The sequence below is a fragment of the Candidatus Limnocylindria bacterium genome, assembly GCA_036523395.1.
In the GTDB taxonomy this organism is placed as follows: Bacteria; Chloroflexota; Limnocylindria; order P2-11E; family P2-11E; genus CF-39.
Genome location: DATDEH010000083.1, coordinates 62050 through 87410, shown reverse-complemented (window position 1 = coordinate 87410; position 25361 = coordinate 62050). Strand labels below are relative to the sequence as shown.

Annotated in this window: 22 protein-coding genes and 1 tRNA gene; 16 read left to right on the top strand and 7 right to left on the bottom strand. The window is 66.6% G+C overall.

Annotated features, from left to right (window positions below; all coding sequences use genetic code 11):
• Positions 1–38: 38 nt before the first annotated feature.
• Genes VI056_11025 through VI056_11005 form a run of 5 tightly spaced genes read left to right on the top strand, consistent with a single transcriptional unit; the run spans position 39 to position 5181 of the window.
• Positions 39–1736: an ABC transporter substrate-binding protein gene (locus tag VI056_11025; protein HEY6203562.1), complete on the top strand. Its 1698-nt coding sequence runs from the start codon at positions 39–41 to the stop codon at positions 1734–1736.
• Between the two features lie 12 nt (positions 1737–1748).
• Positions 1749–2708 carry an ABC transporter permease gene (locus VI056_11020; protein ID HEY6203561.1) on the top strand — a complete coding sequence of 320 codons (960 nt, stop codon included), beginning with the start codon at positions 1749–1751 and terminating at the stop codon, positions 2706–2708.
• Positions 2708–3652, top strand: coding sequence for an ABC transporter permease (locus tag VI056_11015; protein ID HEY6203560.1), 945 nt, complete (start codon positions 2708–2710; stop codon positions 3650–3652). Before VI056_11020 ends, VI056_11015 begins: the two co-directional genes overlap by 1 nt.
• 60 nt (positions 3653–3712) lie before the next feature.
• Positions 3713–4225: a hypothetical protein gene (locus VI056_11010; protein HEY6203559.1), complete on the top strand. Its 513-nt coding sequence runs from the start codon at positions 3713–3715 to the stop codon at positions 4223–4225.
• Positions 4226–4227: 2 nt separating this feature from the next.
• Positions 4228–5181: a trypsin-like peptidase domain-containing protein gene (locus VI056_11005; GenBank protein HEY6203558.1), complete on the top strand. Its 954-nt coding sequence runs from the start codon at positions 4228–4230 to the stop codon at positions 5179–5181.
• Here the strand turns inward: VI056_11005 and VI056_11000 are convergent.
• Together VI056_11000 and VI056_10995 are read right to left on the bottom strand one after the other, a co-directional pair.
• Complete coding sequence (locus tag VI056_11000) at positions 5178–6023, bottom strand: GNAT family N-acetyltransferase (GenBank protein HEY6203557.1); 846 nt, start codon at positions 6021–6023, stop codon at positions 5178–5180. The two genes, VI056_11005 and VI056_11000, sit on opposite strands and share 4 nt — an antisense overlap.
• Entirely contained in the window at positions 6020–6175 is a 156-nt protein-coding gene (locus VI056_10995) for a hypothetical protein (GenBank protein ID HEY6203556.1), read from the bottom strand. Before VI056_10995 ends, VI056_11000 begins: the two co-directional genes overlap by 4 nt.
• 79 nt (positions 6176–6254) lie before the next feature.
• Between VI056_10995 and VI056_10990 the strand changes: the two genes are divergently transcribed.
• The 4 genes from VI056_10990 (at position 6255) to moaA (ending at position 12014) form a co-directional block, all read left to right on the top strand.
• On the top strand, positions 6255–6854 hold the full coding sequence (locus VI056_10990; GenBank protein HEY6203555.1) for a thioredoxin family protein: 600 nt from the start codon (positions 6255–6257) through the stop codon (positions 6852–6854).
• Positions 6851–7108: an Rdx family protein gene (locus VI056_10985; protein ID HEY6203554.1), complete on the top strand. Its 258-nt coding sequence runs from the start codon at positions 6851–6853 to the stop codon at positions 7106–7108. The genes VI056_10990 and VI056_10985 overlap by 4 nt, the downstream gene beginning before the upstream one ends.
• A gap of 186 nt (positions 7109–7294) precedes the next feature.
• Positions 7295–10570 (top strand): S8 family serine peptidase, encoded by a 3276-nt coding sequence (locus tag VI056_10980; protein ID HEY6203553.1) that lies wholly within the window; start codon positions 7295–7297, stop codon positions 10568–10570.
• Between the two features lie 439 nt (positions 10571–11009).
• Complete coding sequence (moaA, locus tag VI056_10975) at positions 11010–12014, top strand: GTP 3',8-cyclase MoaA (GenBank protein ID HEY6203552.1); 1005 nt, start codon at positions 11010–11012, stop codon at positions 12012–12014.
• A gap of 1 nt (position 12015) precedes the next feature.
• Here moaA and VI056_10970 read toward each other — a convergent pair whose 3' ends face one another.
• Positions 12016–14586 carry a M1 family metallopeptidase gene (locus VI056_10970; protein ID HEY6203551.1) on the bottom strand — a complete coding sequence of 857 codons (2571 nt, stop codon included), beginning with the start codon at positions 14584–14586 and terminating at the stop codon, positions 12016–12018.
• Between the two features lie 60 nt (positions 14587–14646).
• On the opposite strand from VI056_10970, the gene ettA reads away from it, so the two are divergent.
• The gene (gene ettA / locus VI056_10965; protein HEY6203550.1) at positions 14647–16326 is read left to right on the top strand and encodes an energy-dependent translational throttle protein EttA; all 1680 of its coding nucleotides are present in this window, start codon (positions 14647–14649) and stop codon (positions 16324–16326) included.
• Positions 16319–16954 carry a hypothetical protein gene (locus tag VI056_10960; protein ID HEY6203549.1) on the top strand — a complete coding sequence of 212 codons (636 nt, stop codon included), beginning with the start codon at positions 16319–16321 and terminating at the stop codon, positions 16952–16954. Before ettA ends, VI056_10960 begins: the two co-directional genes overlap by 8 nt.
• 1 nt (position 16955) lies before the next feature.
• On the opposite strand, the gene aceE is transcribed toward VI056_10960, so the two are convergent.
• On the bottom strand, positions 16956–19640 hold the full coding sequence (gene aceE, locus VI056_10955) for a pyruvate dehydrogenase (acetyl-transferring), homodimeric type (GenBank protein HEY6203548.1): 2685 nt from the start codon (positions 19638–19640) through the stop codon (positions 16956–16958).
• A gap of 61 nt (positions 19641–19701) precedes the next feature.
• Between aceE and VI056_10950 the strand changes: the two genes are divergently transcribed.
• The 4 genes from VI056_10950 to VI056_10935 all read left to right on the top strand — a co-directional run bounded on the left by VI056_10950 (position 19702) and on the right by VI056_10935 (position 23223).
• Positions 19702–19956 (top strand): hypothetical protein, encoded by a 255-nt coding sequence (locus VI056_10950; protein ID HEY6203547.1) that lies wholly within the window; start codon positions 19702–19704, stop codon positions 19954–19956.
• A complete protein-coding gene (locus VI056_10945) occupies positions 19953–20237 on the top strand; it encodes a hypothetical protein (protein HEY6203546.1) in 285 nt (94 codons plus the stop codon). The genes VI056_10950 and VI056_10945 overlap by 4 nt, the downstream gene beginning before the upstream one ends.
• Positions 20238–20392: 155 nt before the next feature.
• On the top strand, positions 20393–21634 hold the full coding sequence (locus VI056_10940) for a cache and HAMP domain-containing protein (GenBank protein HEY6203545.1): 1242 nt from the start codon (positions 20393–20395) through the stop codon (positions 21632–21634).
• The gene (locus VI056_10935) at positions 21631–23223 is read left to right on the top strand and encodes a hypothetical protein (protein HEY6203544.1); all 1593 of its coding nucleotides are present in this window, start codon (positions 21631–21633) and stop codon (positions 23221–23223) included. The genes VI056_10940 and VI056_10935 overlap by 4 nt, the downstream gene beginning before the upstream one ends.
• 8 nt (positions 23224–23231) lie before the next feature.
• On the opposite strand, the gene VI056_10930 is transcribed toward VI056_10935, so the two are convergent.
• A complete protein-coding gene (locus tag VI056_10930) occupies positions 23232–23969 on the bottom strand; it encodes a rhomboid family intramembrane serine protease (GenBank protein ID HEY6203543.1) in 738 nt (245 codons plus the stop codon).
• A gap of 167 nt (positions 23970–24136) precedes the next feature.
• Here VI056_10930 and VI056_10925 point away from each other — a divergent pair.
• Positions 24137–24207 (top strand) — tRNA-Cys (locus VI056_10925).
• 98 nt (positions 24208–24305) lie between these two features.
• Here the strand turns inward: VI056_10925 and VI056_10920 are convergent.
• Positions 24306–24902 (bottom strand): site-specific integrase, encoded by a 597-nt coding sequence (locus VI056_10920; GenBank protein HEY6203542.1) that lies wholly within the window; start codon positions 24900–24902, stop codon positions 24306–24308.
• Positions 24899–25336 carry a hypothetical protein gene (locus tag VI056_10915; protein ID HEY6203541.1) on the bottom strand — a complete coding sequence of 146 codons (438 nt, stop codon included), beginning with the start codon at positions 25334–25336 and terminating at the stop codon, positions 24899–24901. The genes VI056_10920 and VI056_10915 overlap by 4 nt, the downstream gene beginning before the upstream one ends.
• Between the last annotated feature and the right edge of the window lie 25 nt (positions 25337–25361).

Sequence of the window (25361 nt, the reverse complement as noted above, 5' to 3'; positions counted from 1 at the left end):
AGGACTCGCGAGTTGCGAGGCGCAGGGAGGGCTGTGGGATGAGTCGTTTCGCTGTGGTCTTCATCACTGTCGTGCTGGTCGGTGCGGCCTGCGCTTCGCAGACGAGCCAGACCCCCGCTCCGTCGGTGGTCGACAAGCCCGTCGCCGGTGGCCGGATCGTCGATGGCTTCACCTCCGACATCAAAACGCTGCAGCCGGTCCTATCGTCCGACACGGCTTCGTCGGGTGTCTGGGGCTGGATCTACCTCAGCCTGACGCGCAACGATCCCGATACGGGCGAGGTCGTCGGGCGCCTCGCCGAGAAGTACGAGCTCAGTGCCGACGGCCTGACGCTCACGTACACGCTCCGCGACAACCTTGTCTGGAGCGACGGCACGGCGTTCACCGGCGAGGACTACAAGTACACGGCCGAAGCGGTCATGCGCAGCAAGAAGACCATTCGCAAGGGGACGTTCGACAACGTGGCCGGGGCGAAGGACTACGCGGATGGCAAGATCGACGGCATCAGCGGGATCCAGGTCGGGAACAACGGCAAGACGATCACGATCAGATTCACGAAGGTGTTCTGCCCGGCGGTGAGCCAGATGGGCGGCGCCGGCGCCGGCGGCATCATCCCCAAGCACATGTTCAGCAAGTACTGGGACAGCAAGACGACCGACACCACGAAGAACATCGACGACAACACGATGAACATGGAGCCGGCGGTATCGATGGGGCCGTTCCTGTTCAAGGAATACAAGCCGGGCGATCACGTGACGCTCGTGCGCAACGAGAAGTACTACGCGGGCGCGCCACTGATCGAGGAGTACTACATCAAGTTCTACGCGGACTCGACCGCGATCACGAACGCGCTCAAGGTGGGCGAGGTCAGTTACAGCGGGGTCGACCCGAAGGATTACGAGGAGCTCTCCAAGGTCGACACGCTGAAAGGGTTCAGATTCCCGAGCTTCAGCAATGGGTACATCGGCTGGAACCCCAACAACCCGAAGGCACCGTGGCTCGCGAGCAAGGAGGTCCGTCAAGCGCTGTGGTACGGACTCAACGTGAACCAGATCATCGACAAGGTGATCTTCGGTTACGGCAAGCCGGTGTTCGCGAACACGTTGCCAACAATGTGGGCGTACGACGACACGGGGCTGAACAAGTACGCGTATGACCAAAAGAAGGCAAAGGACCTGCTCGAGAAGGCCGGAGCGAAGATGGGCTCGGACGGCGTCTACCGCTGGACCGACGGACAGCCGATCAAGATGAAGATCGAGACGAATTCCGACAGCAACACGCGCACGACGATCCTGCAGATCGCTCAGGAGCAATACGCGCAGATCGGCGTCAAGATCGATCCGCTGTTGGAATCGTTCCAAGCGCTCACGGAGCGCACGCGCTTCAGCAAGCCTGACTGGGAAGGCGTCATCCTGGGGATCGCCTACGGCACGGACCCCGATCCGTATGGCGTGTGGCATTCCAGCCAGGCGACCTCGACCGGCCTGAACCGCGTTGGCTGGAGCAAGGGCGACGCGCTCATCACCGCGCAACGCGACGGGCCGGACTGCAGTCAAGCGGCTCGGAAGCGAGTGATCGCGCAACACGACAAGCTGCTGAACGATGAAGCGCCGTGGACTTTCTTGTACAACTCGGACAACTTGGTGTTCTCGAACAAGCAGATGCAGAACTTCGACCCCAGACCCTTCAGCTCTGGGTCGGCGTGGAATATCGAAAAGTGGTGGATCAAGCGCTGAGCCGCTGATGGCGTGAGCCGATTCATCCTCAGGCGGCTGGTTCAGGCGGTCCCGACGTTGTTCGGGATCATGCTGCTGACCTTTCTTCTCACCCGGCTGTCACCGGCGGATCCGGTGGACTTCATCATCGGTGGTTCGACCGACGTCACCGCCGAACAGCGCGAGGAGATCCGCGAGAGCTACGGGCTCAATCGGCCGTTGCCGGTCCAGTTCGTCGACTGGGCGTGGGACATGATGCGGCTCGACTTCGGAAAGTCCTTCTACTCCCATCGTCCGGCGATCCAGCTCATCGCCGAACGCATCCCCAACAGCCTGCAGCTTGCGGTCGTGGGATTCGTCGTGGCGCTCACGATCGGGATCCCGCTCGGCGTCGTTGCCGCGCTCGCCCGCGGCAGCCCGGCCGACCACGGCATCCGCGTCCTGTCGGTCGTCTTGAACGCTGTTCCGGACTTCTTCCTCGGGCTGCTCTTCGTGCTGATCCTCGGTGTGCAGCTGCGCTGGTTCCCGATCGGCAGCATGAACACGATCGGAACGGACTGCACGCTCTGTTGGGACCGCGCCTGGCACATGGTCGGTCCGGTGCTGCTCTACGCCAATGGAGGCATCGCGACCTATCCTCGCTACCTCCGAACAGAGATGCTCGAGATCCTCGGACAGGATTTCGTGCGCACCGCCCGGAGCAAGGGCCTACGAGAGCGTTGGGTGGTCCTCCGACACGTGCTGCGCAACGCGCTCATCCCGATCGTGTCGCTGTTCGGAGGGATCCTCACGATCGTGATCGGCGGCTCGGTGGTGGTGGAGCAGATCTTCACCTGGCCGGGACTCGGGCGTCTGCTCTTCGAGGCGGCGAATAACAAGGACTACCCGGTGGTGCAAGCGGCGGTGATCATCGGCAGTGTCCTCCTCCTCGCGTCGTACATCCTCCGTGACATCGCCTACGCCTGGGTCGACCCGCGCATCAAGGTGCGGTGATGTCCGGCGGAGCGGCCGCGGTTCAGCTACCCGTGGGGGACCAGGCGCGCCGTGAGGCGTCGGGCTATTGGTCTGACGTCTTCTGGCGGGTACGCCACGATCCCCTGACGCTCGGCGCGCTCGGTGTGCTCGCGCTCATGATCGCTCTTGCGGTCGGAGCTGATCTCCTCGCCGACAACTTCTTCCATGTCTCGTTCTCGAAGCAGGACCTCGTGAACAACTACCGCCGCCCGACGCTGGACGAGGCTGCCTGGTGGCTGGGCAGCGACCGCCTGGGCCGCAGCGAGATCGTCCGCCTCCTGTACGGCGGACGCGTCTCGCTCTTCATCGGAACGTTCGGCGCGCTCGTGTCGGTCAGCGTGGGCGCGGCACTCGGCATCTCGGCTGGCTACTTCCGCGGGTGGTGGGACGACGTCATCGTGTGGATGGTCACCACGCTCAACAGCATCCCAACCCTGTTCCTGCTGATCATCGTCGGCCTGCTGTTCAGGCTCGACCCGTTGTCGCTCGCGGTGTTCATCGGGCTCCTGGGGTGGTTGGGCATCTGCAACATCTCGCGCGGCCAGGCGCTCGCGCTGCGCGAACGCGAGTTCGTCCTGGGCGCACGCGCGATCGGAGCCTCGCACGTGCGCGTCATGCTTCGTCACATCTTCCCGAACGTCCTGCCGCTGCTCGTCGTCATCGCGATGATCGACGTGGGCGGGATCATCCTGGCCGAGTCGGCGCTCTCATATCTGGGCTTTGGCATCCAGCCGCCCGTTCCGTCGTGGGGGAACATGCTCAACGGCGCAAGCCAGTTCCTCTCGCGTGCGCCATGGCTGGTGTATGGCCCCGGGCTTGCGATCTCGCTGACGATCCTGTGCCTCTACCTGATCGGCGACGGGCTCCGCGACGCGCTTGACCCCCGCCTGCGTGGACTGGGCGGAGGACGCCCCAGGCACTGACCCCCTTGCGCTTTTGGCCAATTGTGATTACATCAATTACAACCTATGCAGGAGGCCGAAATGAGCGCAAATGACGAAATGAAGGGCTGGTTCGCCGGCCGGATTCCCAAGGACTGGTTCTCCACCGCGCCCGAAGTCCGCGCCGACCGCGATGAGGTCTGGGTGATCGGCACCCTCGCCGACGTGCAGCTGCCCGGCGACGCCGGTCCGGAGGCCGCGACCGCGGCCCGCTCCGGACGCATCAAGCAGCACCGCGAGGACACCCGCGACCTGCGCATGCAGATCTCCGAGGAGGCCGAGCGGCGCTTCGGGCGCAAGGTCTCGTGGGGCGCGCGCTGCGGCGATGCGCGCGAGATGTTCACGCATCTCGCGGTCCCGGCGATGACGCGTCTCCGCCTGCCCGAGCGCGAGGTGCTCGATGCGCTGGTCGATTCCGGCGTCGCGCGCAGCCGTGCCCACGCGCTCGCCTGGTGCGTGCGGCTCGTGCAGCAGAACCAGGGTGAGTGGCTCAAAGAGCTGAAGGCTGCGGTCGAGCAGGTCGGAGCCGTCCGGCAGCAGGGCCCGCTGAACTGAGCATGGCGACCGAGATCCGGCGCCCGGCCAACGCGGACTCCGATCCAGCCAGCGCGCTGCTGGACGCCTACTCGCAGGCGGTCATCCGCGTCGTGGAGCGCGTGACCCCGGCGGTCGCGCACGTGCGGCGCGGCCAGGGCGGCGGCAGCGGTCTGGTGATCACACCGGATGGGTACGTGCTCACCAATGCGCACGTGGTCGAGGGTGCCGTCGAGGTCGAGGTGGCGTTCGCAGAAGGCGCGACCTATCGCGCCCCGGTCGTCGGCGCCGACGCGGCCACCGATCTTGCCCTCGTGCGCGTGCTCGGTCCCTCTCTTCCCGCGGCCGAACTAGGCGACTCCGACGCGCTCCGCGTCGGTCAGCTGGTGATCGCGATCGGAGATCCGCTCGGTCTGCAGTCGACCGTGACGACGGGTGTGGTGAGCGCGCTTGGACGTTCTCTGCGCGCGAAGGATGGCCGCATCATCGAGAACGTCATCCAGACCGACGCCGCGCTCAACCCGGGCAACTCGGGCGGCCCGCTGGTCGACACGCACGGCAAGGTGGTCGGCGTGAATACTGCGATCAACGCCATGGCGCAGGGCATCGCATTCGCTATCCCGGCCGCCACCGCACGCCTCGTGGCCACCGCCCTCATCCGTGACGGACGTGTCCGCCGCGCCTATCTCGGCATCTCTGGCGCGGCGACGCCGATCGGCCGGCAGCTGTCACTTTCGCTTGGACTCGGCGCGGAGTCGGGCATCCGCGTGCTCGAGGTGACGCCGAACTCGCCGGCGCGACGCGCGGGCATCCGCGAGGGCGACATTCTCGTCGCGCTCGACGGTTCAGCGCTTCCAACGTTGTCCGATCTGCAGCGCGTGTTGGGCGGGGACCGTATCGGCGCTGCGACTCTCATCACCACGGTGCGCCGCGGCGAGAAGGTCGTCCTCAGCATCACGCCTGAGGAGGCGCGCTAGGGCTTCGCGCCCTTCAAGAACTGGATCCAGCCGGGGATCCGGACGTAGCCCATCTGCTCGTTCAAGTGAAGGATCGGCGCGTTCTCGCCGTCGTTCTCGGTGCGAACGCTCTTCACGCCGAGCGCGATCGCCTGCAGCACGGTTTCGAGCTTGAGCGCGCGCGCGACGCCACGGCCGCGGACCTTGCGCGCCGTGCCGGTCCAGTCGGTCCACACGTTGCCGCGCGTCGGCGGGTACGAGAGCACAGAGATGCCGACGATGTCGTCACCTTCGCGCGCGATCCACATGCGATCTAGTCGGACCGTCGGCGCATCGAACCAGCGCACGAAGACCTCGAAGGGCTGACGCACATGGGGAATGGTCGTCGGGACGTCCGACGCGGCCTCTTCGCTCATCTCGTGGATCTTGTGGAGCTTCTCGGGATCGCCCTCGCGATCGATGGTCTGGATGGTGATGCCCGCGGCGCGCATCTTCGCGCGGCTTTCGGCGGCTAAAGCTTCGAGCGCGCGACGCTGCGCGATCAGGTCCAGCTCCCAGGCCTTGCTGCTGCGTTTCTGACGGTACCCGCGGTCAACGAGCCAGTTCTTTAGAGGCTCGTCGTCCTCGCGGGCGTACGCCGCGAAGATCGCGGTCCCAGATGAGTGGGCGCGGTCCTCGATGAAGTCGAACACGGTCGCCAGCTGAGCATCGGTGCGTTCCGATGGCAGCAGCTCGAAGCCAACGCGTCCGTAGCGTTTATTCATCTGATCCCAGGGCGCGTGGTTGTGCCGCGCGTAGCCGATCGGCACGCTGTCGCGAAGGACGATGAAGCGCTCGTGTGTCCAGGCTGGGTCCTCGCTCACCCACCAGTGACGCCACGACGCCGGATCCTCCGGTTCGTCGGGCCGCATGAGGGTCGCGACGTGGCCGCGAAGGCGGCGTCATCCAGCGTCGCCGGGCGGAAGGCAAGGTCGCCGCGGCGCAGCGTGACCGACGGATCGGTGATCGTGGACATGCAGCGAGTTTAGGCGAGGGAACACGCCGCCGGCGGTGCGTGTTACGTCAAGATGGATACATTGCTCACGGAGGGCGAGATGGCACTCGACAGAGCGCGCTGGGATCACGGCATCACGTACGACGCGTTCAAGGCGGCGATGACGCGCAACCAGGAGCGGTTCGCTCAGAACGAAGACCGCGTCACGCTCGACCCCGAGACGCTGCACGTCTTCACAGCCCTCCCACGGAAGCTTCGTGTCCTCGTCCTCGCGGAGGATTGGTGCGGTGACGTCGTGGCCAACCTCCCGGTCCTGGGCCGGCTGGCGAAAGAGGTCTCGACGCTCGACGTACGCGTCTTCTACCGCGACCAGAACCTCGACCTGATGGAGCGCTGGCTCAACCAAGGGAAGTACCAGTCGATCCCGGTCTTCGTGTTCTTCGACCAGGACTTCCGCGAGCTCGGCCACTGGATCGAGCGCCCGGCGTCGGTGACCGAGCGTCGCGCCAAGGAGCGAAAACGCATCTTCGAGGCGCACCCGGAATTCGGCTCCCCTGACGCTCCGGTCGACCAGCTGCCCGAGGAGGTCCGCGCGCGGCTCCAGGCCGAGCTCCAGACGATGCGTGAGGAGACCGTCCCGTTCGCGAACGCCGAAGTGCAGCGCGAGTTGCGGGAGCTCGTCAGCGCGGTGGCGGTGTGACCGGGCGACCGGTCAGGGTCAAGATCACCTACTGCGCCGAATGCGGGTACGAGCCACAGGCTCTCGAGCTCACGAAGGCGCTCATGTACGAATTCGGCGCGCAGCTCTCGGCGATCGAGCTCATCCCGTGGGAGTCGGGCACGTTCGACGTTTCAGTCGACGGCCAACTCGTCCACTCGATGGGGCGCGACGGTGGATTTCCTGAACGAGGCCTGATAGGCGACGCTGTCCGCGCCGCGGCGAGAGACGTTTAGTCGGAATAGCCGGGTCGCACGCGTGTAACGAACTTACCTGGCCCGGGTCGTCCCTTTACGTACCGGACGCCATGCTCCACACTCCCTCGCTGTCCGTACTTGGGTGTAGAGGTTGAGGGAGGGCGTTCCGTGTTGAGTCTTCGTCCTGAATCGCGCGCGTCCGTTGCGTTAGTCATCGCTTGCCTCGTGCTGCAGTTATTCGCTTTCGCGTCACCATCCCCGGCACTCGCCGACGATGGCGACCGACGCTCGACTCTGGATAAGGCCAGCCGCGAGCGTGTCGCGCAGGCGACGGTCGACGGCGCGCCGAACGTCACACTGCTAATCGCGACCGATGACCTCGCATCGCCAGCTGTCGTCATGGCTTTGCAAGGCCTGGGCGGCACCATCAAGTACCACGACAAAGCACTCGGCTACGTCCGTGTTTCGGTGCCGACGGTCAACGTCGACCGCGCCACACAGCTGAAGGGTGTACGTGGCGCCGAGGTCGATTCGCTCATTCCGCTCCCGGCTCCCCGCCCTGAGGCCGAGGACAGCGCCACGCTAGTCGACCCACCGGGGCCAACGACGCCGAAGCAGAACGCCTACATGCCCACACGCGACATCGGCGCACCGCAGTTCGTCGCTGCGCACCCGAAGTTCGACGGGCGCGGGGTCACGATCGGCATCCTCGACACGGGGATCGATCTCGTCCACCCGGCCCTCAAGACCACGACCACCGGCGAGCGCAAGATCGTTGACTGGGTGACGTACACGCATCCCACCGACGACGGCGACCCGACCTGGCTGATCATGAATACGGTCATCGACGTACCAGCCAGTGGAAGCTTCACGGTCGGCGGTCGCACGTATACCGGTGCTGCTCCCGGCCACTACCGGTTCGCCGAGTTCAATGAGGCGAGCCTTGGCGACGGCAGCGAGTACGACATCGGATGCGGTTCGGATCTCAACCGCAACGGTGTCTGCGGCGACAGCTTCGCCGTCCTCTGGGACGACCGCGGCGACTCGGTCATCGTCGACAGCAACGGTGACGGAAGCTTCGCCGATGAGACGCCGATGCGTCCATACGGCCGGCAGAACGCCGACCACAACTTCAGCGGCGATCAGGGACAGTCTTCCAACTCGGGCAACAGCAACGACGAGTCGTTCGACGTCGGCTCCTTCGGCAGAGACAACCCGGCGACACCGATCCGCGAATCGGTGCCGTTCGTGGTGCAGATCGAGCGCGCATTCAACGCGATCAACATCGGCATCGTCTCCGGCGCGCACGGCACGCATGTCGCCGGCATCGCGGCGGGTAACGGGTTCTTCGGCGGTGCCTACGACGGCGCAGCCCCCGGCGCGAAGATCGTCTCGGTGCGCGTCTGCCTGTTCGTCTCGGGCTGCACGGCTCACGCGCTCATCGAGGGCATGATCTACGCCGTCAAGGTCGCAAAGGTCGACGTCGTCAACATGAGTATCGGCGGACTGCCCGCGCTCAATGACGGCAACAATCCGCGCGCCATCATCTACAACGACCTGATCCAGAAATATGGCGTCCAGATGTTCATCTCGGCCGGCAACAGCGGTCCCGGTATCAACACCGTCGGTGACCCTTCGGTCGCAACGAAGGTCATGAGCGTCGGGGCCTACTGGACCAAGGAGACTGTGCTCGCGAACTACGGCAACGACGTGCCGAGCGCCGAGGCGCTGCACGACTTCTCGTCGCGCGGCCCGCGCGAGGACGGCTTCACGAAGCCGCAGATCGTCACGCCCGGTTCAGCGGTGTCCAGCATTCCGCAGTGGCAGTCGCAGGCCGGACAGTGTGTGGCGTACACCTGCTCTTACGGCTACGCGATGTTCAACGGCACGTCGATGGCGGCGCCCGAGGCGACCGGTGGCGCGGCGCTGCTGCTCTCCGCGGCGAAGCAGCGCGACGTCTCGCACAAGCCCGCGCAGCTCCGCCAAGCGATCATGTCCTCTGCCCGCTTCATTAGCGGCTACCAGGCCCACGAGCAGGGACCGGGCCTCTTCCGCGTGGGCGCGGCGTGGGACCTGCTGTCATCCTCCGATGGCGAGTCGGAGAACGGCATCAAGACGGTCGAGATCACGTCGGCCGTCCCCACGCACACGGTACTTAGTCCCTTCCTCGCCACGCCCGGCATGGGCACGGGCATCCATGAGCGTGAAGGCATCACCACCGGCCAATCGAAGACCCTCACCTACGCCTTCACGCGGACGAGCGGCGGCCAGGGAACGTACAACGTCAGCTTCCTCGGAGATTCATCCGCATTCACGGCAGGGGCGGCGACAATCACGCTAAGGAACGGTGTGCCCGCGACGCTTGTGGTGACCTTCAATGCACAGGCGGCGGCCGGGGTGTACAGCGCTCTCTTGCGGCTCGATGACCCGACCACGGTGGGCATCGACTATCAGATCCTCAACACCGTCGTTGTCCACAATCCGCTCTCCGCTACGACGGGTTACACGCAAACGATCTCCGGCAGCGCGGCACGATTTGAGACGAATGAGCCGAAGATCTTCTTCAACGTTCCGAGCGGCACCACAGCCGTCCAGTTCACCGTGACCCGCACGAACGGCGGACGCATCGCGGTCACGTGCGTCGACCCACGTGGCATCCCGCTGGCGACGACGGGAGCGACGCCCTGCGGCGCCGGATTCTTCGGACCGACCGGTAGCGCTACGCGCACATCAACCGTCACCAACCCACGCGCTGGCGTCTGGGAGATCGCACTCCGGGCCTCGCGTGCCGCCGCGGTCCCGAACTCGACCTTCACTGTCACTGCGACGGCGTACAGGGCGAGCTTCGCGCCCGCATCGTGGACGAAGACGCCGACCACGGTCGGCGTGGCGGCCACCCAAGGGTTCACGATCACGAACGAGTTCGCTGCGGGCACTCTCGGCACGACGGGCTCGACTTTCGCGAGCACGCGCGCCATCGAACCGACGATCGCGCATGGGACACTGCAGCAATACGAGTTCGAAGTTCCCGCGGCTACGACCGCGCTAACTGTCGCGATCATGCAGCTGGTCAGCAGCGATCCTTCAGCGGACCTCGATCTGTATGTATTCCGGTGCACAGCTCCGACGCGTCCACGCGTGTGCACACCGATGGGCCAGAGCGCCACCGGGGCGTTCGCCGAGAGCGTCACCATCGCCGATCCCGCGGCCGGTACATGGGTCGCGCTCGTCGACGGGTTTGACGTACCCCTCGGCACGACGACGTTTGGCTACACCGACACCTTCACGAACGCCATCTACGGCGGGGTCACGATCACGGCCGGCAGCGGCTTCGCGAACCGTCCTGCCGGTGGCACGTTCAGCGTCACCGCCAGCGGCACAGCCGCATCCAACCCTGGCGCGGGGCGCTTCCTCCGCGGCAGCGTCAACGTCCGCATCGGGAGCGTAACTGGCGCGATCATCGGGTCGGCCCGCGTCGAGTTCCGCGACATCACGCCATAACGTCTGGAGACATGCAATCGGCGAGGGCCCCGACCGCATGGTCGGGGCCCTCGTTCATTTCACTCCGGTGCCGTGCGCTCGTTGATGCCTTGACCAGTCGAAGTGGGGGCATCGCGCAAGGGATCTGTCTTCGGGGGGGTCGCCGCGCCGGCCGGGCTGGTGGGCACCGCTGGCATTGCGGGGTCCGGGGGGGCTGGCTTCGCCGGGGTTGCCGAACTCGGCGGGTGAGCCAGAGGAGGGTCGGAGGCGAGTCGCGGCTCGGCACCGTGTTGTCCGCCGTCAGGAACGGGCGTCCCAGCCGGAGCGCCTGTGGCTCCGCAGCCGACCATCGAGCCCACGAAGATGAACGTTACGAGTCGCCGCACCACTCCGACAGTATGAACGTCGTCGGCCCTTCGACTGTTCGGGCTGGGCCAGGACTAGTCGATACTTGTGGGTGATGCTGCCAACCGACGTATTCGCCCGTCCGCTGCACGACCTGCGCGTCAGCGTTACCGACCGGTGCAACTTCCGCTGCGTGTACTGCATGCCGAAGGAGGTCTTCGGCAAGGACTTCCAGTTCCTCCCGCGTGCCGAGATCCTGTCGTTCGAAGAGATCGAGCGACTCGTGCGCGTCTTCGTCGGCTTGGGCGTGCGCAAGGTGCGGCTCACGGGTGGCGAGCCGCTCGTCCGGCGCAACATCGAGCGACTGGTGGAGATGCTCGCGAAAGTCAGTGACCTCGACCTGACCCTCACGACGAACGGCTCGCTCCTCGCCTCAAAGGCGCGCGCGCTGCGCGACGCGGGGCTGAAGCGCGTGACGGTGAGCCTCGATTCGCTCGACGACGAGGTGTTCAAGCGCATGAACGACGTGGACTTCCCCGTCGCGAAAGTGCTCGAGGGCATGGACGCGGCTGAGGCGGCCGGTCTCGCACCGCTGAAGGTGAACATGGTCGTGAAGCGCGGCCTCAACGACGACAGCATCCTGCCGATGGCGCGTCACTTCCGCGGCACCGGTCGGATCCTCCGCTTCATCGAATACATGGATGTCGGCTCGTCGAACGGGTGGCGGCTGAACGATGTCGTGTCGGCGCGCGAGATCGTCGCGACGATCGATCGCGAGCTGCCACTCGAGCCGGTCGAGAAGAACTACCAGGGCGAGGTCGCCGAGCGCTGGCGCTACCGTGATGGCAGCGGCGAGATCGGCGTCATCGCTTCGGTGACGCAGGCGTTCTGCGCCGACTGCACACGCGCCCGTCTGTCAGCCGACGGCTCGCTTTACACATGCCTCTTCGCGACACAGGGCCACGATCTTCGCGGCCTGGTGCGCAGCGACGCGACGGATGTTCAGATGGCCGACTCGATCTCCGCGATCTGGACCGCGCGCGACGACCGGTATTCCGAGCTCCGCTCGGAGGAGACCGTCGGCCTCAAGAAGATCGAGATGAGCTTCATCGGCGGCTGAGCTAGCGAGCGGTCGGCACCCGCAGCGCGTCCTCGAGCTCGGCCGCCAGGCGCTCCGCGGCCGCGGTGTTGATCCGGAGCCGCTCCAGGCTCTGCGCGACCGTCTCCTGGATGTCCGGCGTGCGCTTCGCCTCGAGGAACGCGGCCGCCTCATCGGCCAGGCCGCGCTGGGTGAGCTGGCTGATCGCGGTCACGTAGCCCTGCTTGAGCAGCGGCGCCATGTCCGTTCCGGCGACGTCGCCGTCCCAGTGCGTCTTTACGGCCTCCCAGGCCGCGAGACGCGTGCGACGGGACTGCATCATCGGGATGAGCATGAGCCCGCGGTCCTGCACGCGGATGAGCGGCGAGAAGATCGCCTCGGCGGTGCGCTGCGCGAGCTCGGGCTCTTCGAAGGAGATGAGCCCCTGGCGGAAACGCGCCTCCTCCTGCGTATCGGTGGCTTGCGCCTGCTGCATGCGCGCGACGTAGCGGTCCCAGAGCGCGTTGTCGCCGACGGTCGCGGCAACGGCGACGATCGTCCCGGCGACGTCGGGGTTGAGCCGCTCACGACCCTCGAGGTGGTCGCGCACGCGGCGCTGCGCCTCGTCGCGAATGTCCTTTGCGCGAGCATGGAAGCCGAGCATGCCGATCGCGCGCGTGCGCTTCTCACGTGTGTCGGTGTCGTCGCCGTCGCGGGCCGTCCAGCCCGCAGCTTCGAGGATCGGGCGGTAGAGATCGTCGACGAGACGTGCGAACGGACGCTCCGTCGCGTCGCGCACCGCGTAGTTGCCGAGCCACGACATCGAGTCGCCGATGGCGGCGAGCACCGCGCGGTCTTGTTCACCGCGCAGCGTTTCGAGTCGCGTTAGGAACATCGCGAGCGTGGCCTTCCCGTGACGTGCGATCGCCCAGAGATCGTCGACGAGCGAGAGCCGTTCCTCGGCGGCCAGATGCTCGATGCCGGCATCGAGACGGTCACCCTCGAATCCGCTGGCGAAACGGAAGCGATAGAAGCCCCGGCCGCCCGCGTTCGGGAAGAACCACTTCGCGCCGGGAAGCTGGATGGTCCCGCGCTCTGACCTCAACACTGAGCGGTGCTCGCGTACACCATCGGCGGTGCCGTACTTGATCACGAGCGGTATCGGCCAGCGCTGCTTTGTCGCCGTGGCGTTCGAGTCGGAGAAGTAGCGAGTCTGCGAAAGGTCAAGCTCGAGCCCGCCGTCGGCGTCGCGCGCGCGGATGTCCAGCAGCGGGTGCCCCGACTCCTTGATCCACGCGTTCGCGATGGCGGTCACGTCCTGGCCCGACGATTCGTCCAGCGCGTGCCAGAAGTCGTCCGCCGACGCGTTCGCCTCCGCGTGCCGCTTCAGGTAGATGCGAACGCCTTCGCGGAACGCGCCCTCGCCGAGGTACCCCTCGATCATACGGAGCACCGCCGCGCCTTTCGTGTACGAGATCGCGTCGAAGCGCTGCGACGCCTCCTCGGCACTCTTCGCCTCGACCGAGATCGGGTGCGTCGAGGCAAGCGCATCGAGGTTGAACGCGCTCGTGTTGTCGGCGACGAAGTCGCGCCAGTAGCGCCACTCCGGATTGAGCGCGGCGGTGGCCTTCTCGCCTACGAACGACGCGAACGATTCATTGAGCCAGAGATCCGTCCACCACCGCATCGTCACGAGGTCGCCCCACCACATGTGGGTGAGCTCGTGCGCGGCGGTGCTGAACACGCCCTTCAGGGTCTGGATCGAAGCGTTGCGCTCGTCCGCGGCGAGGAGCCGCGTGCGATACGTGATCGCGCCCGGGTTCTCCATCGCGCCGGCCTCGAAGTCCGGGATCCCGATCGCGTCGACCTTGTAATACGGGTAGGGGAGCGCCGTGTACCCCTGAAGCCACTCGACGGAACGCACGTGCGCGTCGCGCGCGTACGTGCCCTGCGCCGCGAGCCCCGGTGGCAGGCAGACGCGGACGGGGATCCCCGACGGGGTCGTCGCGACCTCGGTGAACTCGTAGGGGCCGACCGTGAACGCGACGAGGTAGGTGGAGATCTTCGGCGTCTCGCGGAAGGTGCTCCGCGTGCGGTGCTCGTCCAGCTGTTCTTGGGATACAACGGGCATGTTCGCGATGGCAGCGTTCCCGGCGGGATGGATCAATTCGACGCTGAAACGGGCCTTGAACTCGGGCTCGTCAAAGCACGGGAACGCTCGGCGCGCGTCAGCGGCCTCGAACTGAGTCGCCGCGTAGCGCTCTTCGCCGCGCAGCGAGCGGTACAGGCCGCGCAGCGATTCGCGGATGCTGCCTGTCCACGAGATCTCGAGCGTGTGCTCGCCGGCGGGGATCTCTCGTCTGAACCGCAGCGTGGCGGTCTCGGCCTCCGTGTCGTAGTTGGTCGCCTGCGCAGCATCACCGTCGAGCGTCGCTTTCCGGATGTCCAGCTCCAGCGCGTGAAGCACGATCTCGCGCGTGGGCTTTGATGTGCGGAGCGTGATCTGCTCGTGGCCGGTCGAGGTCCAGCGGTCGAACTCGAGCTCGAACCGGAGCGCATAGGCGCTCGGCATGACGTCCTTGGCCAGACGGAAGCTGCGCCCCTCGTCGCTCATCAGCCCTCCCCGGTGTGGCGGGGGAAAGCGTATCTGACTGTCCGCTGATACGGTTCTTACATGCCGCCGCAATTCATCTACACGATGTACGGCCTCAAGAAGATCGCGCCCGGGTCGCAGCGCGAGATCCTGAAGGGCATCACGCTGGCCTTCTACCCGACGGCGAAGATCGGCGTGCTGGGGCCGAATGGAGCGGGGAAATCCACGCTCCTCCGGATCATGGCCGGGATCGACAAGGAGTACGTCGGCGACGCCCGCATCACGGAGGGCTACCGCGCCGGCCTGCTCGCCCAGGAGCCGCAGCTGGATGCGAACAAGGACGTCCGCGGCAACGTCGAAGAGGGCGTCGCCGACCGCCGCGCCGTGCTCAAACGGTACGAAGAGCTGTCGGCGAAGTTCGGCGAGTCGCTATCGGATGCCGATATGGACAGGCTCAATGTCGATTTCCAGAAGGCGCAGGACGAGATCGAGGCCAAAGGGCTGTGGGATCTCGACAGCCAGATCGACCACGCGATGGACGCGCTGCGGCTGCCGCCCGGCGAGCAGGACGTGAAGACCCTGTCGGGCGGTGAGCGTCGCCGCGTCGCGCTCTGCCGCTTGCTTCTCGCTCACCCCGACCTGCTGCTGCTCGACGAGCCCACGAACCACCTCGACGCGGAATCGGTGGCGTGGCTAGAGCGAACGCTCACCGGCTATGACGGGTGCGTCGTCGCGGTGACGCACGACCGCTACTTCCTCGACAACGCCGCGAGCTGGATCCTCGAGCTCGACAAGGGCGCGGGCATCCCGTACGAGGGCAACTACAGCTCGTGGCTCGATCAGAAGCGCAAACGGCTCGCGGACGAAGAGAAGCAGGAGTCGGCGCGCCAGCGCACCCTCGCTCGCGAGCTCGAGTGGGTGCAGGCATCGCCGCGCGCGCGCCAGGCGAAGAGCAAGGCGCGCATCGAGTCGTATGAACGACTCCTGGCGGAGTCGCCGGACGAGCGCGAGCGCGAGCTCGAGATCAGCATCCCGCCCGGCCCGCGGCTCGGTGACGTCGTGATCAACGCGACCAAGCTCCGCAAGGGATACGGGGACCGGCTGCTCTTCGACGACCTCACGTTCGCGCTGCCGCGTGGCGGCATCGTCGGGATCATCGGACCGAACGGCGCCGGCAAGACGACGCTGTTCCGTCTCATCACCGGCGAGGAAAAGGCAGATGGCGGATCGCTCGTGGTGGGCGAGACCGTGAAGCTTGGCTACGTGTCGCAGTCGCGCGACGCGCTCGACCCCAAGAAGAACGTGTGGGAGGAGATCGCCGAGGGACAGGAGAACATCCAGATCGGTGCACGGACGCGCAATGCGCGCGCGTACGTCGCGTCGTTCAACTTCCGCGGCGCGGACCAGCAGAAGCGGGTCGGTGACCTTTCGGGCGGCGAGCGCAATCGCGTCCATCTCGCGAAGATGCTCAAGTCCGGTGCGAACGTCCTGCTGCTCGACGAGCCGTCGAACGACCTCGATGTCGACACACTACGTGCCCTCGAGGAAGCGCTCCTCGATTTCGCCGGATGTGTCGTAGTGATCAGCCACGACCGCTGGTTCCTCGACCGCGTGGCGACGCATCTCCTCGTCTTCGAGGGCGACAGCCGCGTGCGCTGGTTCGAGGGGAACTACCACTCGTACGAGGAGTTCATGCGCAAGGAAAAGGGCGACGACTGGCAGCCGCATCGCATCCGCTACCGACCGTTGACCCGTGCGTAACTCGTCGCAAGCGCTGCGCATCTTGGCCGTCGCGGTAGCGGCGGGTGTCGGTGCCGTCCTTCTGTTCCCCGTTTACCTAGCGCTGCGTGCGGATGGCTCGAAGATCTTCGAGCCGGAGCGCTTCGACTACGTGCTTCTCGCGGCTGCGATGTTCGGTCTGGCGGTGGGTGCGCAAGTAGTGCCCTGGCGGCGCTCGCGATATGTCACGTTGCTCGCGTTGCTCGCGAGCGGCTGTCTGTTCTTCGGCTTCCTCGCGGCGTTCTCGATCGGCCTCGCTGTCTTGCCGGCTGGGGTGGTGTTCCTCCTCTTGCTGTACCGCGCGCTGCGACGGGGTGAGCTGACGTACGCGCGACCCGCCGCCCTCGGTGGCGCTCTCCTCGGGTTTGGCGTCGTGATGCTGTATGTCGCCCAGGCCGTACCCGCGACCGCCGAGTGCTTCGAGAATGGCGCGGGCACTTCGAGCAGTAGGTGGCCCGGCGCGGCCCAACAGATGCTGAGCGGCGGCAGCATCGGCGGCGGCGACGCGAGCGGCAGAGTTTTCACCGGTCATAGCGAGTACGCCGACTCGGTCGTGACCTTCCGGTGCGAAGACGGCCGCTTGGTCGAGTTCCAGCGCACGCCGCGCTGAGTTAGGCGGTCCGCGGCTCCGGTTTGTTCGGATCGATGCCGAGATCCGCGATAGCCTTCGCGACGTCCTGCGGCGAGTACTGCTCGCAGAGCGCGAGTGCGTTGAGGGACGCGACCGCGATGCTCTCCGCGTCCACTTCGAAGTGACGGCGTAGCGCCTCGCGCGTGTCGCTCCGTCCGAAGCCGTCGGTCCCCAACGGAACGAAGGGCTGCGAGAGCCAGCGGGAGATCTGATCCGGGACCGCCTTCATGAAGTCGCTCGCGGCGATGATCGGCGTCGCGCCGCCCAGCACCTGCACCACGTAGGGGACCTTCGCGGTCTCCGTCGGGTGCAGCCGGTTCCAGCGCTCGACCTCGAGCGCCTCGTTGCGCAGCTGCTGGTAACTCGTGACGCTGTACACGTCCGCGGCGACGTCGTACTTCTCCTGCAGCATCTCCTGGGTCCGCAGCACCTGCATCAGGATCGGGCCGGAGCCGAGGAGCGTGACATGGCTTCGGCCGCCGCCCTCGCCTTTCCGGAAGAGGTAGATGCCGCGCAGGATGCCGTCCTCGACGCCCGCGGGCATCGGCGGCATCGGGTAGTTCTCGTTGTAGAGCGTGAGGTAGTAGAAGACGTCCATGTTGTCGACGAACATGCGGCGGATGCCGTCGCGCACGATGACCGCGGTCTCGTACGCGAACGCCGGATCGTATGCGCGGATGTTGGGCACGGCCGTCGCGAGCAGATGGCTGTGCCCGTCCTCGTGCTGCAGGCCCTCGCCGTTGAGCGTCGTGCGGCCAGCGGTCGCCCCGAGGAGGAACCCGCGCCCGCGCGCGTCACCAAACGCCCAGATCTGGTCCATCGTGCGCTGGAACCCGAACATCGAGTAGAAGATGTAGAAGGGCAGCATCGCTTCGGAGTGCGTCGCGTAGCTCGTGCCCGCTGCGGTGAAGCTCGCCATCGAGCCGGCCTCGGTGATGCCCTCCTCGAGCACCTGTCCATTCGTCGCCTCGCGATAGGGAAGCAGCGTCTCAGCGTCGACCGGCTCGTAGGTCTGGCCGAGCGAAGAGTAGATGCCGACCTCTTTGAAAAGCGGGTCCATGCCGAACGTGCGCGCTTCGTCCGGGATGATCGGGACGACGCGCGAGCCGATCGACTCATCGCGCAGCAGATTCCGCAGGAGCCGCGTGAACGCCATCGTCGTCGACGCGGCTGCTTTCCCCGATCCCTTCGGGAACTCGGCGAACGCGGCATCGCTTGGGACAGGCAGCGGCTTTCCTCGAACGACCCGCTTGGGCACGACGCCACCGAGCGCCCGGCGACGCTCGAGCATGTACCGGACCTCGGAGCTGTCCATCCCCGGGTGGTAGTACGGCGGATCCTCCTCGAGCTGCTTATCGGTGATCGGTAGCTCGAGGCGATCGCGGAAGATCTTCAGCTCTTCGAACGTGAGCTTCTTCGCCTGGTGTGTGATGTTGCGTCCCTCGACGTTGGGTCCGAGCGCCCAGCCCTTGACCGTCTGCGCGAGGATCGCGGTCGGCGCCGCGGTGTGTCGGACGGCCTCGTGGTAGGCCGCATAGACCTTGCGATAGTCATGACCGCCACGTCGCAGCTTCATCAGGTCCGCATCGGATAGGTGCTCGACGAGCTTGCGGAGGCGCGGGTCCGGTCCGAAGAAGTGCTCCCGGATGTACGCGCCGTCAGCGATCGTGAGGCGCTGCGACTCGCCGTCGGTCGTCTCGTTCATCTTGTTCACGAGGACACCGTCGACGTCGCGCGCAAGAAGGTCGTCCCACTCGCGGCCCCAGATCACCTTGATCACGTTCCAGCCCGAGCCGCGGAACACCGCCTCCAGCTCCTGGATGATCTTGCCGTTGCCACGCACCGGACCATCGAGACGCTGTAGGTTGCAGTTCACGACGAAGGTCAGGTTGTCGAGCCCCTCGCGGGCCGCGAGATGGAGCGCGCCGAGCGACTCGGGCTCGTCGCATTCGCCATCGCCGAGGAATCCCCACACCCGCTGCGCGTTCGTGTCCTTGATCCCGCGGTTCTGCAGGTAGCGGTTGAAGCGCGCCTGATAGATCGCAGTGATCGGACCGAGCCCCATCGAGACGGTCGGGAATTCCCAGTAGTCGGGCATGAGGCGCGGGTGGGGATATGAGGACAGTCCCTCACCGGGCTTGCTCTCGCGCCGGAAGTGATCGAGCTGGCTCTCCTTCAGGCGGCCCTCGAGGAACGCGCGCGCGTAGATGCCAGGCGATGCGTGGCCCTGGTAGAAGACCTGATCGCCGTCATTGCCGTCGTCCTTGCCGCGGAAGAAGTGGTTGAAGCCGACCTCGTAGAGCGTCGCGGACGACGCATAGGTCGCGAGGTGCCCGCCGATGCCGTCATAGCGATGGTTCGCGCGCACGACCATCGCGACGGCGTTCCAGCGGATGTACTGCCGGATGCGGTGTTCCATCTCCTCATCGCCCGGGAAGTCGGGCTCCTGCTCAGGGGAGATCGTGTTGATGTAACGCGTCTGCGTGAGCGGCGGCAGTCCTACCTGCAGCATGCGCGCGCGCTTGAGGAGCTTGTAGAGGACGAAGCGCGCCCGCTCGGGGCCCGCTTGCTTGACGAGGGCGTCGAGGGACTCGATCCACTCATCGGTCTCGGCCGGATCGATATCGGGGAGCTGTCGCTTGAACTCGTCGAAAACTTCGTGCATCCGAGATCGAGTGTACCGGCGCGACCGGTCACGACGGTCGACCAAGCCGCGGCATGCCAATATGACGGCATGCCGGACGCAGGGCGATCACCGCGTCGTCGGTCGCGCGGTGGACGACGGCGCGGAGGACGTCCACAGCAACCACCAGCGCAACCGGAGCGCGCGCCTGCACAACCCGAGCGCGCCCCCGCCCTCCGCGATCCACGTCGTGGTCCACCTCGCGATGCGCGCCCGGACCGGCGACCAGCGCGGCGCGGCACCCGTGCCCGACCGGTGCGTGCGGCGGATGAGATCCGCCCGGGAACGCCCTGCGTGATCCTTCTCGACCTGCGCGAGGGCGAACCCGACCGCACCGGCCAGGCCGCCAGCTTTGAAGGCTTCTTCGACTTCGAGACCGGCGAGCTCCGCCGGGCCGGTACCGGGATCCCGCGCCTGCGGCTCGGCGAAGAGCGCCTCTGGGGCTTCGAGTGCTGGTGGCGCCTCGATCCTCAGCGCGGCGGCCTGACCGAGGCGGACCGCACGGAACTTGAGGAGTCCAAGCGCTTGCTGCGTGGCCTGATGCGCGACGCACGGCGCTCGCAGCGCATCCCGCGCTGACGCCGGACCGTCATAGTCCCCCCATTGGGGTACTAGTCCGAAGCCGGTACGGACGGTTTATGCGGGCCTGACTACCCGCCGTGTGCTCACGCGCCCACAGTGCGCGTAGGCGACGAGCCTGTGGGGCGACACATGGAGAGAGGTCAGGGGTAGCTATGGGTTTCCTTCGGATCCGTTTCTGGCAGAAGGTCCTCGGAGCACTCCTTTGCGTTGGCATCGTCCCCGTGACCCTCGTGAGCATGGTCTCCATCCAAACGACTCGTCAGGACCTCACGAGCCTCGGCGTCACGAACATCCAGCAGCGCTCGACCTCGACCGCCGGCGCCATCGATGCGTATCTGCAGAGCCGGCTTGGCGACATCGTCCTCGTCGGCAAGCTGCCGGACATCATCCGCTTCGGCCAAAACATGAAAGACCCCGCCGCGAAGGCGGCCGCGCGCGTGGCTCTCTCCGCCGCGGCCGCCCGCTCGCCTGAATACGAATCGGTCGCGGTCGTCGACCCCGACGGAACGATCGTCGCGGCGTCGATCCTCACCGACGAGGGCACGAGCGTGAAGTTCCGCGAGTACTTCACGACCGCGTTCAAGGGCACGCCGTACATCAGCGACCCGAGCTACTCCGTCATCACGAACAAGCCAGCTCTTTTCTTCTCCGCGCCTGTGATGGACGGCGAGAAGGTCCTCGCTGTCGTGCGTACCCGCGTGAACCTCGCCGCGATCTGGGACGTCGTCGAGGGCGACCTCGGCGCCGTTGGCGCCGGCGCTCACGGTTTCCTCGTGGACGACTTCGGGATCCGGCTCGCGGTGTCCGAGACGAAGGGTCACCGCGATCAGGCGGAGTCGCTCATCTACAAGCCGATCGCACCGATCGAGGCGGAGACCGCGAAGAAGCTCGCGGCGGACAAGCGCTTTGGTACGAAGACCCCGGAGCAGCTCGTCATCGACCCGCTGCCCACGCTGAAGACCGCGCTCGACAAGCTGCCCAGGGGGATCACGACCTCTTCGCAGTTCTCCTTCGGCAACGCGGACCTCGAGCAGCGCGGCGTCGTGACCCGTCTCACCGCCAAGCCGTGGGCCTACGTGCTCGCGGTCCCGATCGCGACGTACACCAAGGCCGCGGACGACGCCACGGTGAACGCGACGAGCATGGTCATCGTGGGACTGCTCCTCTCGCTCGTCATCGGCGTGCTGCTGACTCGTTCGCTGGTGCGTCCGCTGCGACGCCTCGTTGGTGAGGCGACGATGGTCTCCACCGGCGATGTTGACCTTCGGTACGCGCGCTTCGACACACGCTCGGGTGACGACATCACGCGCGAGGTCGCGTCCGCCTTTGATCGGATGCTGAACGCCCTCCGCTTCTACGCATTGTCGGACGACGCGACCGCAGGCGAAGATTGAACGCGTTTGCGCAGCAGCTGCTGGGGGTAGCCAAGGGCTACCTCGGGCCCGCTACGCAGACCTTCCTCTCCACGGAATTCCACGCGCTCGGCGTCAACGCCAACACCATCAGCCCTGCTCAGCTCGACGGTCTGGTCGCGCGAGTACGTACGAAGGCAGCGCGCGCGATGGGCGAGGAGCGCGCGGCCGAGCTTGCCTCAGCGCTCGCTGCGTGCGGCGCCTCGCAGAAGCCGCAGAGTGGCGGCCACCGTCGCGCGACCGACAACGCGGCGAAGCTTCTCGAAAGCGGGAAAGCTCGGCAGTCTGAGGTGGCGTTCCGCGAGCTCGTCGAGAAGCGCGGCGACATCGAGGCGTACTGCGGTCTCGCGCGCGCGCAGGCAGCGCAGCAGGATGTCGGCGCGGCGCTCACGACGCTGCGCGAAGCGGCGGGGAGATTCGCACAGGGCGGTGATCGCGCGACCGCCGTCGCTTTGCTGCTCGAGGCCGTGGCGATCGCTCCGTCCGATCTCGCCGCGCACCGTCGTCTCGCGGCCGCGCTCGCGAACCAGGGCGACCTCCCGAGCGCGATCCGCGAGTACGCGCGCTTCGTCGACATGGCCCTCGCTCAGCACGACACGCGTCGCGCGTGGCTGGAGCTCACATACGGGCGCGAGACGCTCGGCGACCTACCCGGCCTCAGGGCGATCGTCGATCGCGTCGCGGCCGCGACCGGTGGCTCCGCCGGCCCTGCGCCACGGATCGGTGAAGTGCCGCCCATCATCGCCCGCTCCGAGCTCGCTCCAAAGCCGGTGGCGCCGGCGCCGAAGATCGATCGGCCCGTCTTCCGCGCGCAGCCGGAGCCGCCGACATTCCGGACGACGCCGGCAGCGCTACGACCAGAGCCGCACGCTTTCCGATCCGAGCCCGAGCCGCCCACGTTCCGGACCGAGCCACCAGTCCTGCGGCCCGAGCCCGCGAAGCCCACGCCCGCGAAGGCCGAACCAGTGAAAGCTCCGGCCGCGGCCCAGCCCTCGGCTTCGCAGACGACCCGGCCCTCCGCCTCGCAGACGACGGTCGTGCTCAACGGCGCGAGCACCGTCACACACGCCGAAGGGGTGGATCTCGGGCGGCCTGTGGATCTTCTCGCCCGTGCCGGCCTCTCGCCCAACGGCCACAAGTCCGCGCCCGTTCCGGCGCCGGTCATCGCGCCCGCACGACCGCCACGGGCAGCGCGCCCGCCACTCGATCTCGAACGCGAGCTCAAGGCGCTGGTCCCGCAGGGCAACGATCTCGAGGCCGCGAACACGGTCGCGGCGCGCGCGACGCTCCTCATCGGCAGGCGCGACAAGCGCGCGACCGACGCGACCCTCGACGCGGCGCGCCGCCTCCTCACCCACGGGAAGCTGCAGTCAGCCTCGGACCTCCTGCTCGACTACATCGCCCACGGTCTCACCGACCGCGAGCCGCAGCGACTGCTCATCGAGATCGATTGCGCGATCGGGCGGCGCGATACGGCAAAAGAGAAGTGCCACCTCTTGTCCCACGCGTACCGTCTCGACGGCCGTACCGATGTGGCCGAGGACGTGGAGCGGATCGCCCGCATCCTCTAAGCGGCCAGCTACACGGTCGCGAAGGGTCTCGTGGGTCCTCGGCCCACAGCGCGCAACAGGAATGCCAGTACGACGCCGGCGATGAACCCTCCGATGTGCGCGAAGTACGCGACGCCTCCGCCGCTCGAAGCGGTCGTGGCGATGGAGCCGAATCCCGATATGAACTGGATCAGCGCCCATAGCCCGATCATCACCAGCGCGGGCACCTCGGTGACGTAGCGGAAACCCACCAGAACGCGCACACGGTTCTGCGGGAAGTACACGAGGTAGGCCGCGAGCACACCGCTGATCGCACCCGACGCTCCGAGGCTCGGGATCACGGAGTTGACGTCGGTGGCGATCTGCGCCGCGGATGCGACGACGCCGCAGACCAGATAGAACGCGAGATACAGGAGCGAGCCAAGCCGCCGCTCGACGTTGTCGCCAAAGATGAACAGAAAGAGCATGTTCCCACCGATGTGCAGCCAGCCGCCGTGCATGAACATCGACGTGAACAGCGTCAGCCAGATGGGACTCGGACCCGGCGCCTCGATGAGCGTCTCGACGCTGCCGTCGGGGAGAGTGATCGCGACCGGGCCGACCAGGTCGACGCCAGTCGTGATCTCCTTCGGGATCGTGCTGAAGCCCATCGTGAACGCATCGCTCGGGAGCTGGAGCAGGACGAAGACGAGGACGTTGATCGCGATGATCGCGATGTTGACGAGCGGGAGGCCGCCCGGTTCGTCCTGGTCGCCGATGGGAAGCATGCGGCGGCAGTATGCACGTCGCCTGCCCTCCCGCATTTTTCCCCGTAGACTTGACTGACCCGACCGGCGCCGTTAGCTGTGGGTACGTGCCTCTTAGGCGACGTATCGCTTCGCTCACGTCGCCGTCGTCGCGGCGCCCGGCGAGTCGCTCGCCGCCGCCGCTCCTAGGCGACGTAGCCAAGTGGTAAGGCAGAGGTCTGCAAAACCTTCATCGCGGGTTCGATTCCCGCCGTCGCCTCCGAGTCAATAGAACCGGGCCGATCGTGCTGATCGCGTTCTTGCCCCCGCAGAGGTCTTCCGTTTTCCCGCAGAGGTCTGACCCGCAGTGGTCTCTTGTTACCTCGCGAGGACGTCGCGCAGGTTCGCGGTGGGGAAGTCCTTGAGCTCGTCCTCGTCGTACTTGCCGATGTACCGCGTCGGCATCGCTTCCCGCTTCCAGCCGCCGATCTGCATGATCACCTGCAGCGGCACGCGTCGCTTCTGCAGGCGCTTCGCGGCGTATCCGCGGGAGCGGTACTGGACGAAGTCGCGAACGCCGGACTGCTGGAGCCGGCGTCGCAGGATCTGATTTCGGCTGTTCCAGGAGAACTCGGTGAAGCCTCTGCCGTCGCGGTTCAGGAAGAGCGGCTCTTCGCCGGCGTGATCTCTCGGTCCGTCGCCGGCCCACGCCGGCCGCTCGAACCGGAGGTAGCTGTGGAGCGCCGACTCGGCCTCGTCGTCCAGCGGGATGACTCGGTCGGACCCGGCTTCGGTCTTCGCGCCGCGGATCCGGATGTGTCCGCGTCTTTCGCGCTCGCGCGGCTCGAAGTCGCGGAGAGCGATGCGCCGCACCTCGTCGGGCCGCATCGGCGCCGACATCTGGAGGGTGAGGATCGCGCGCTCGCGCATCGGGTAGGTGGCGATCTTGGAAACCGCGCCGAGGATCGCCTTCACCTCACGGTCGCTGAAGGGTTTGCGTCCGAGCTGCGGACCGGTGGGAGCCTCAGGTCGCGGAGGATCGAGAGGCGCTGGTCACCGCGTGCCTCGAAGTACAGGTGCCGCTCGGCGAGCCACTTCGCGAGCGCTTTGAGCGCGACTAGCTTGTTGCGCTCGGTGTAGCGCGGTGCGTGCTTGTCCGTGGGACGGAAGTTCGCCCCGAACGCCGACGCGTTTTCGTACGTGAGGTCGGCGAGTGCAGGTCGTGCGTCGGCCTTCGCTTGAAGCCACTCGGTGAATAGGCGGAGCGAGACGGTGTACCCGCGGAGGGTGGTCTCGCGGATCGGCGCATCGCGCCGGAAGTCCGCGATCGCTTCCGTGAGCGGGTACGAGGGCTTCAGCGTCTGGGACTCGTCTTCAGTTGTGAATGTCCACGCGCGTTGTGCGGCCATGTGCCACCTTCACGCGCTCCCGGCT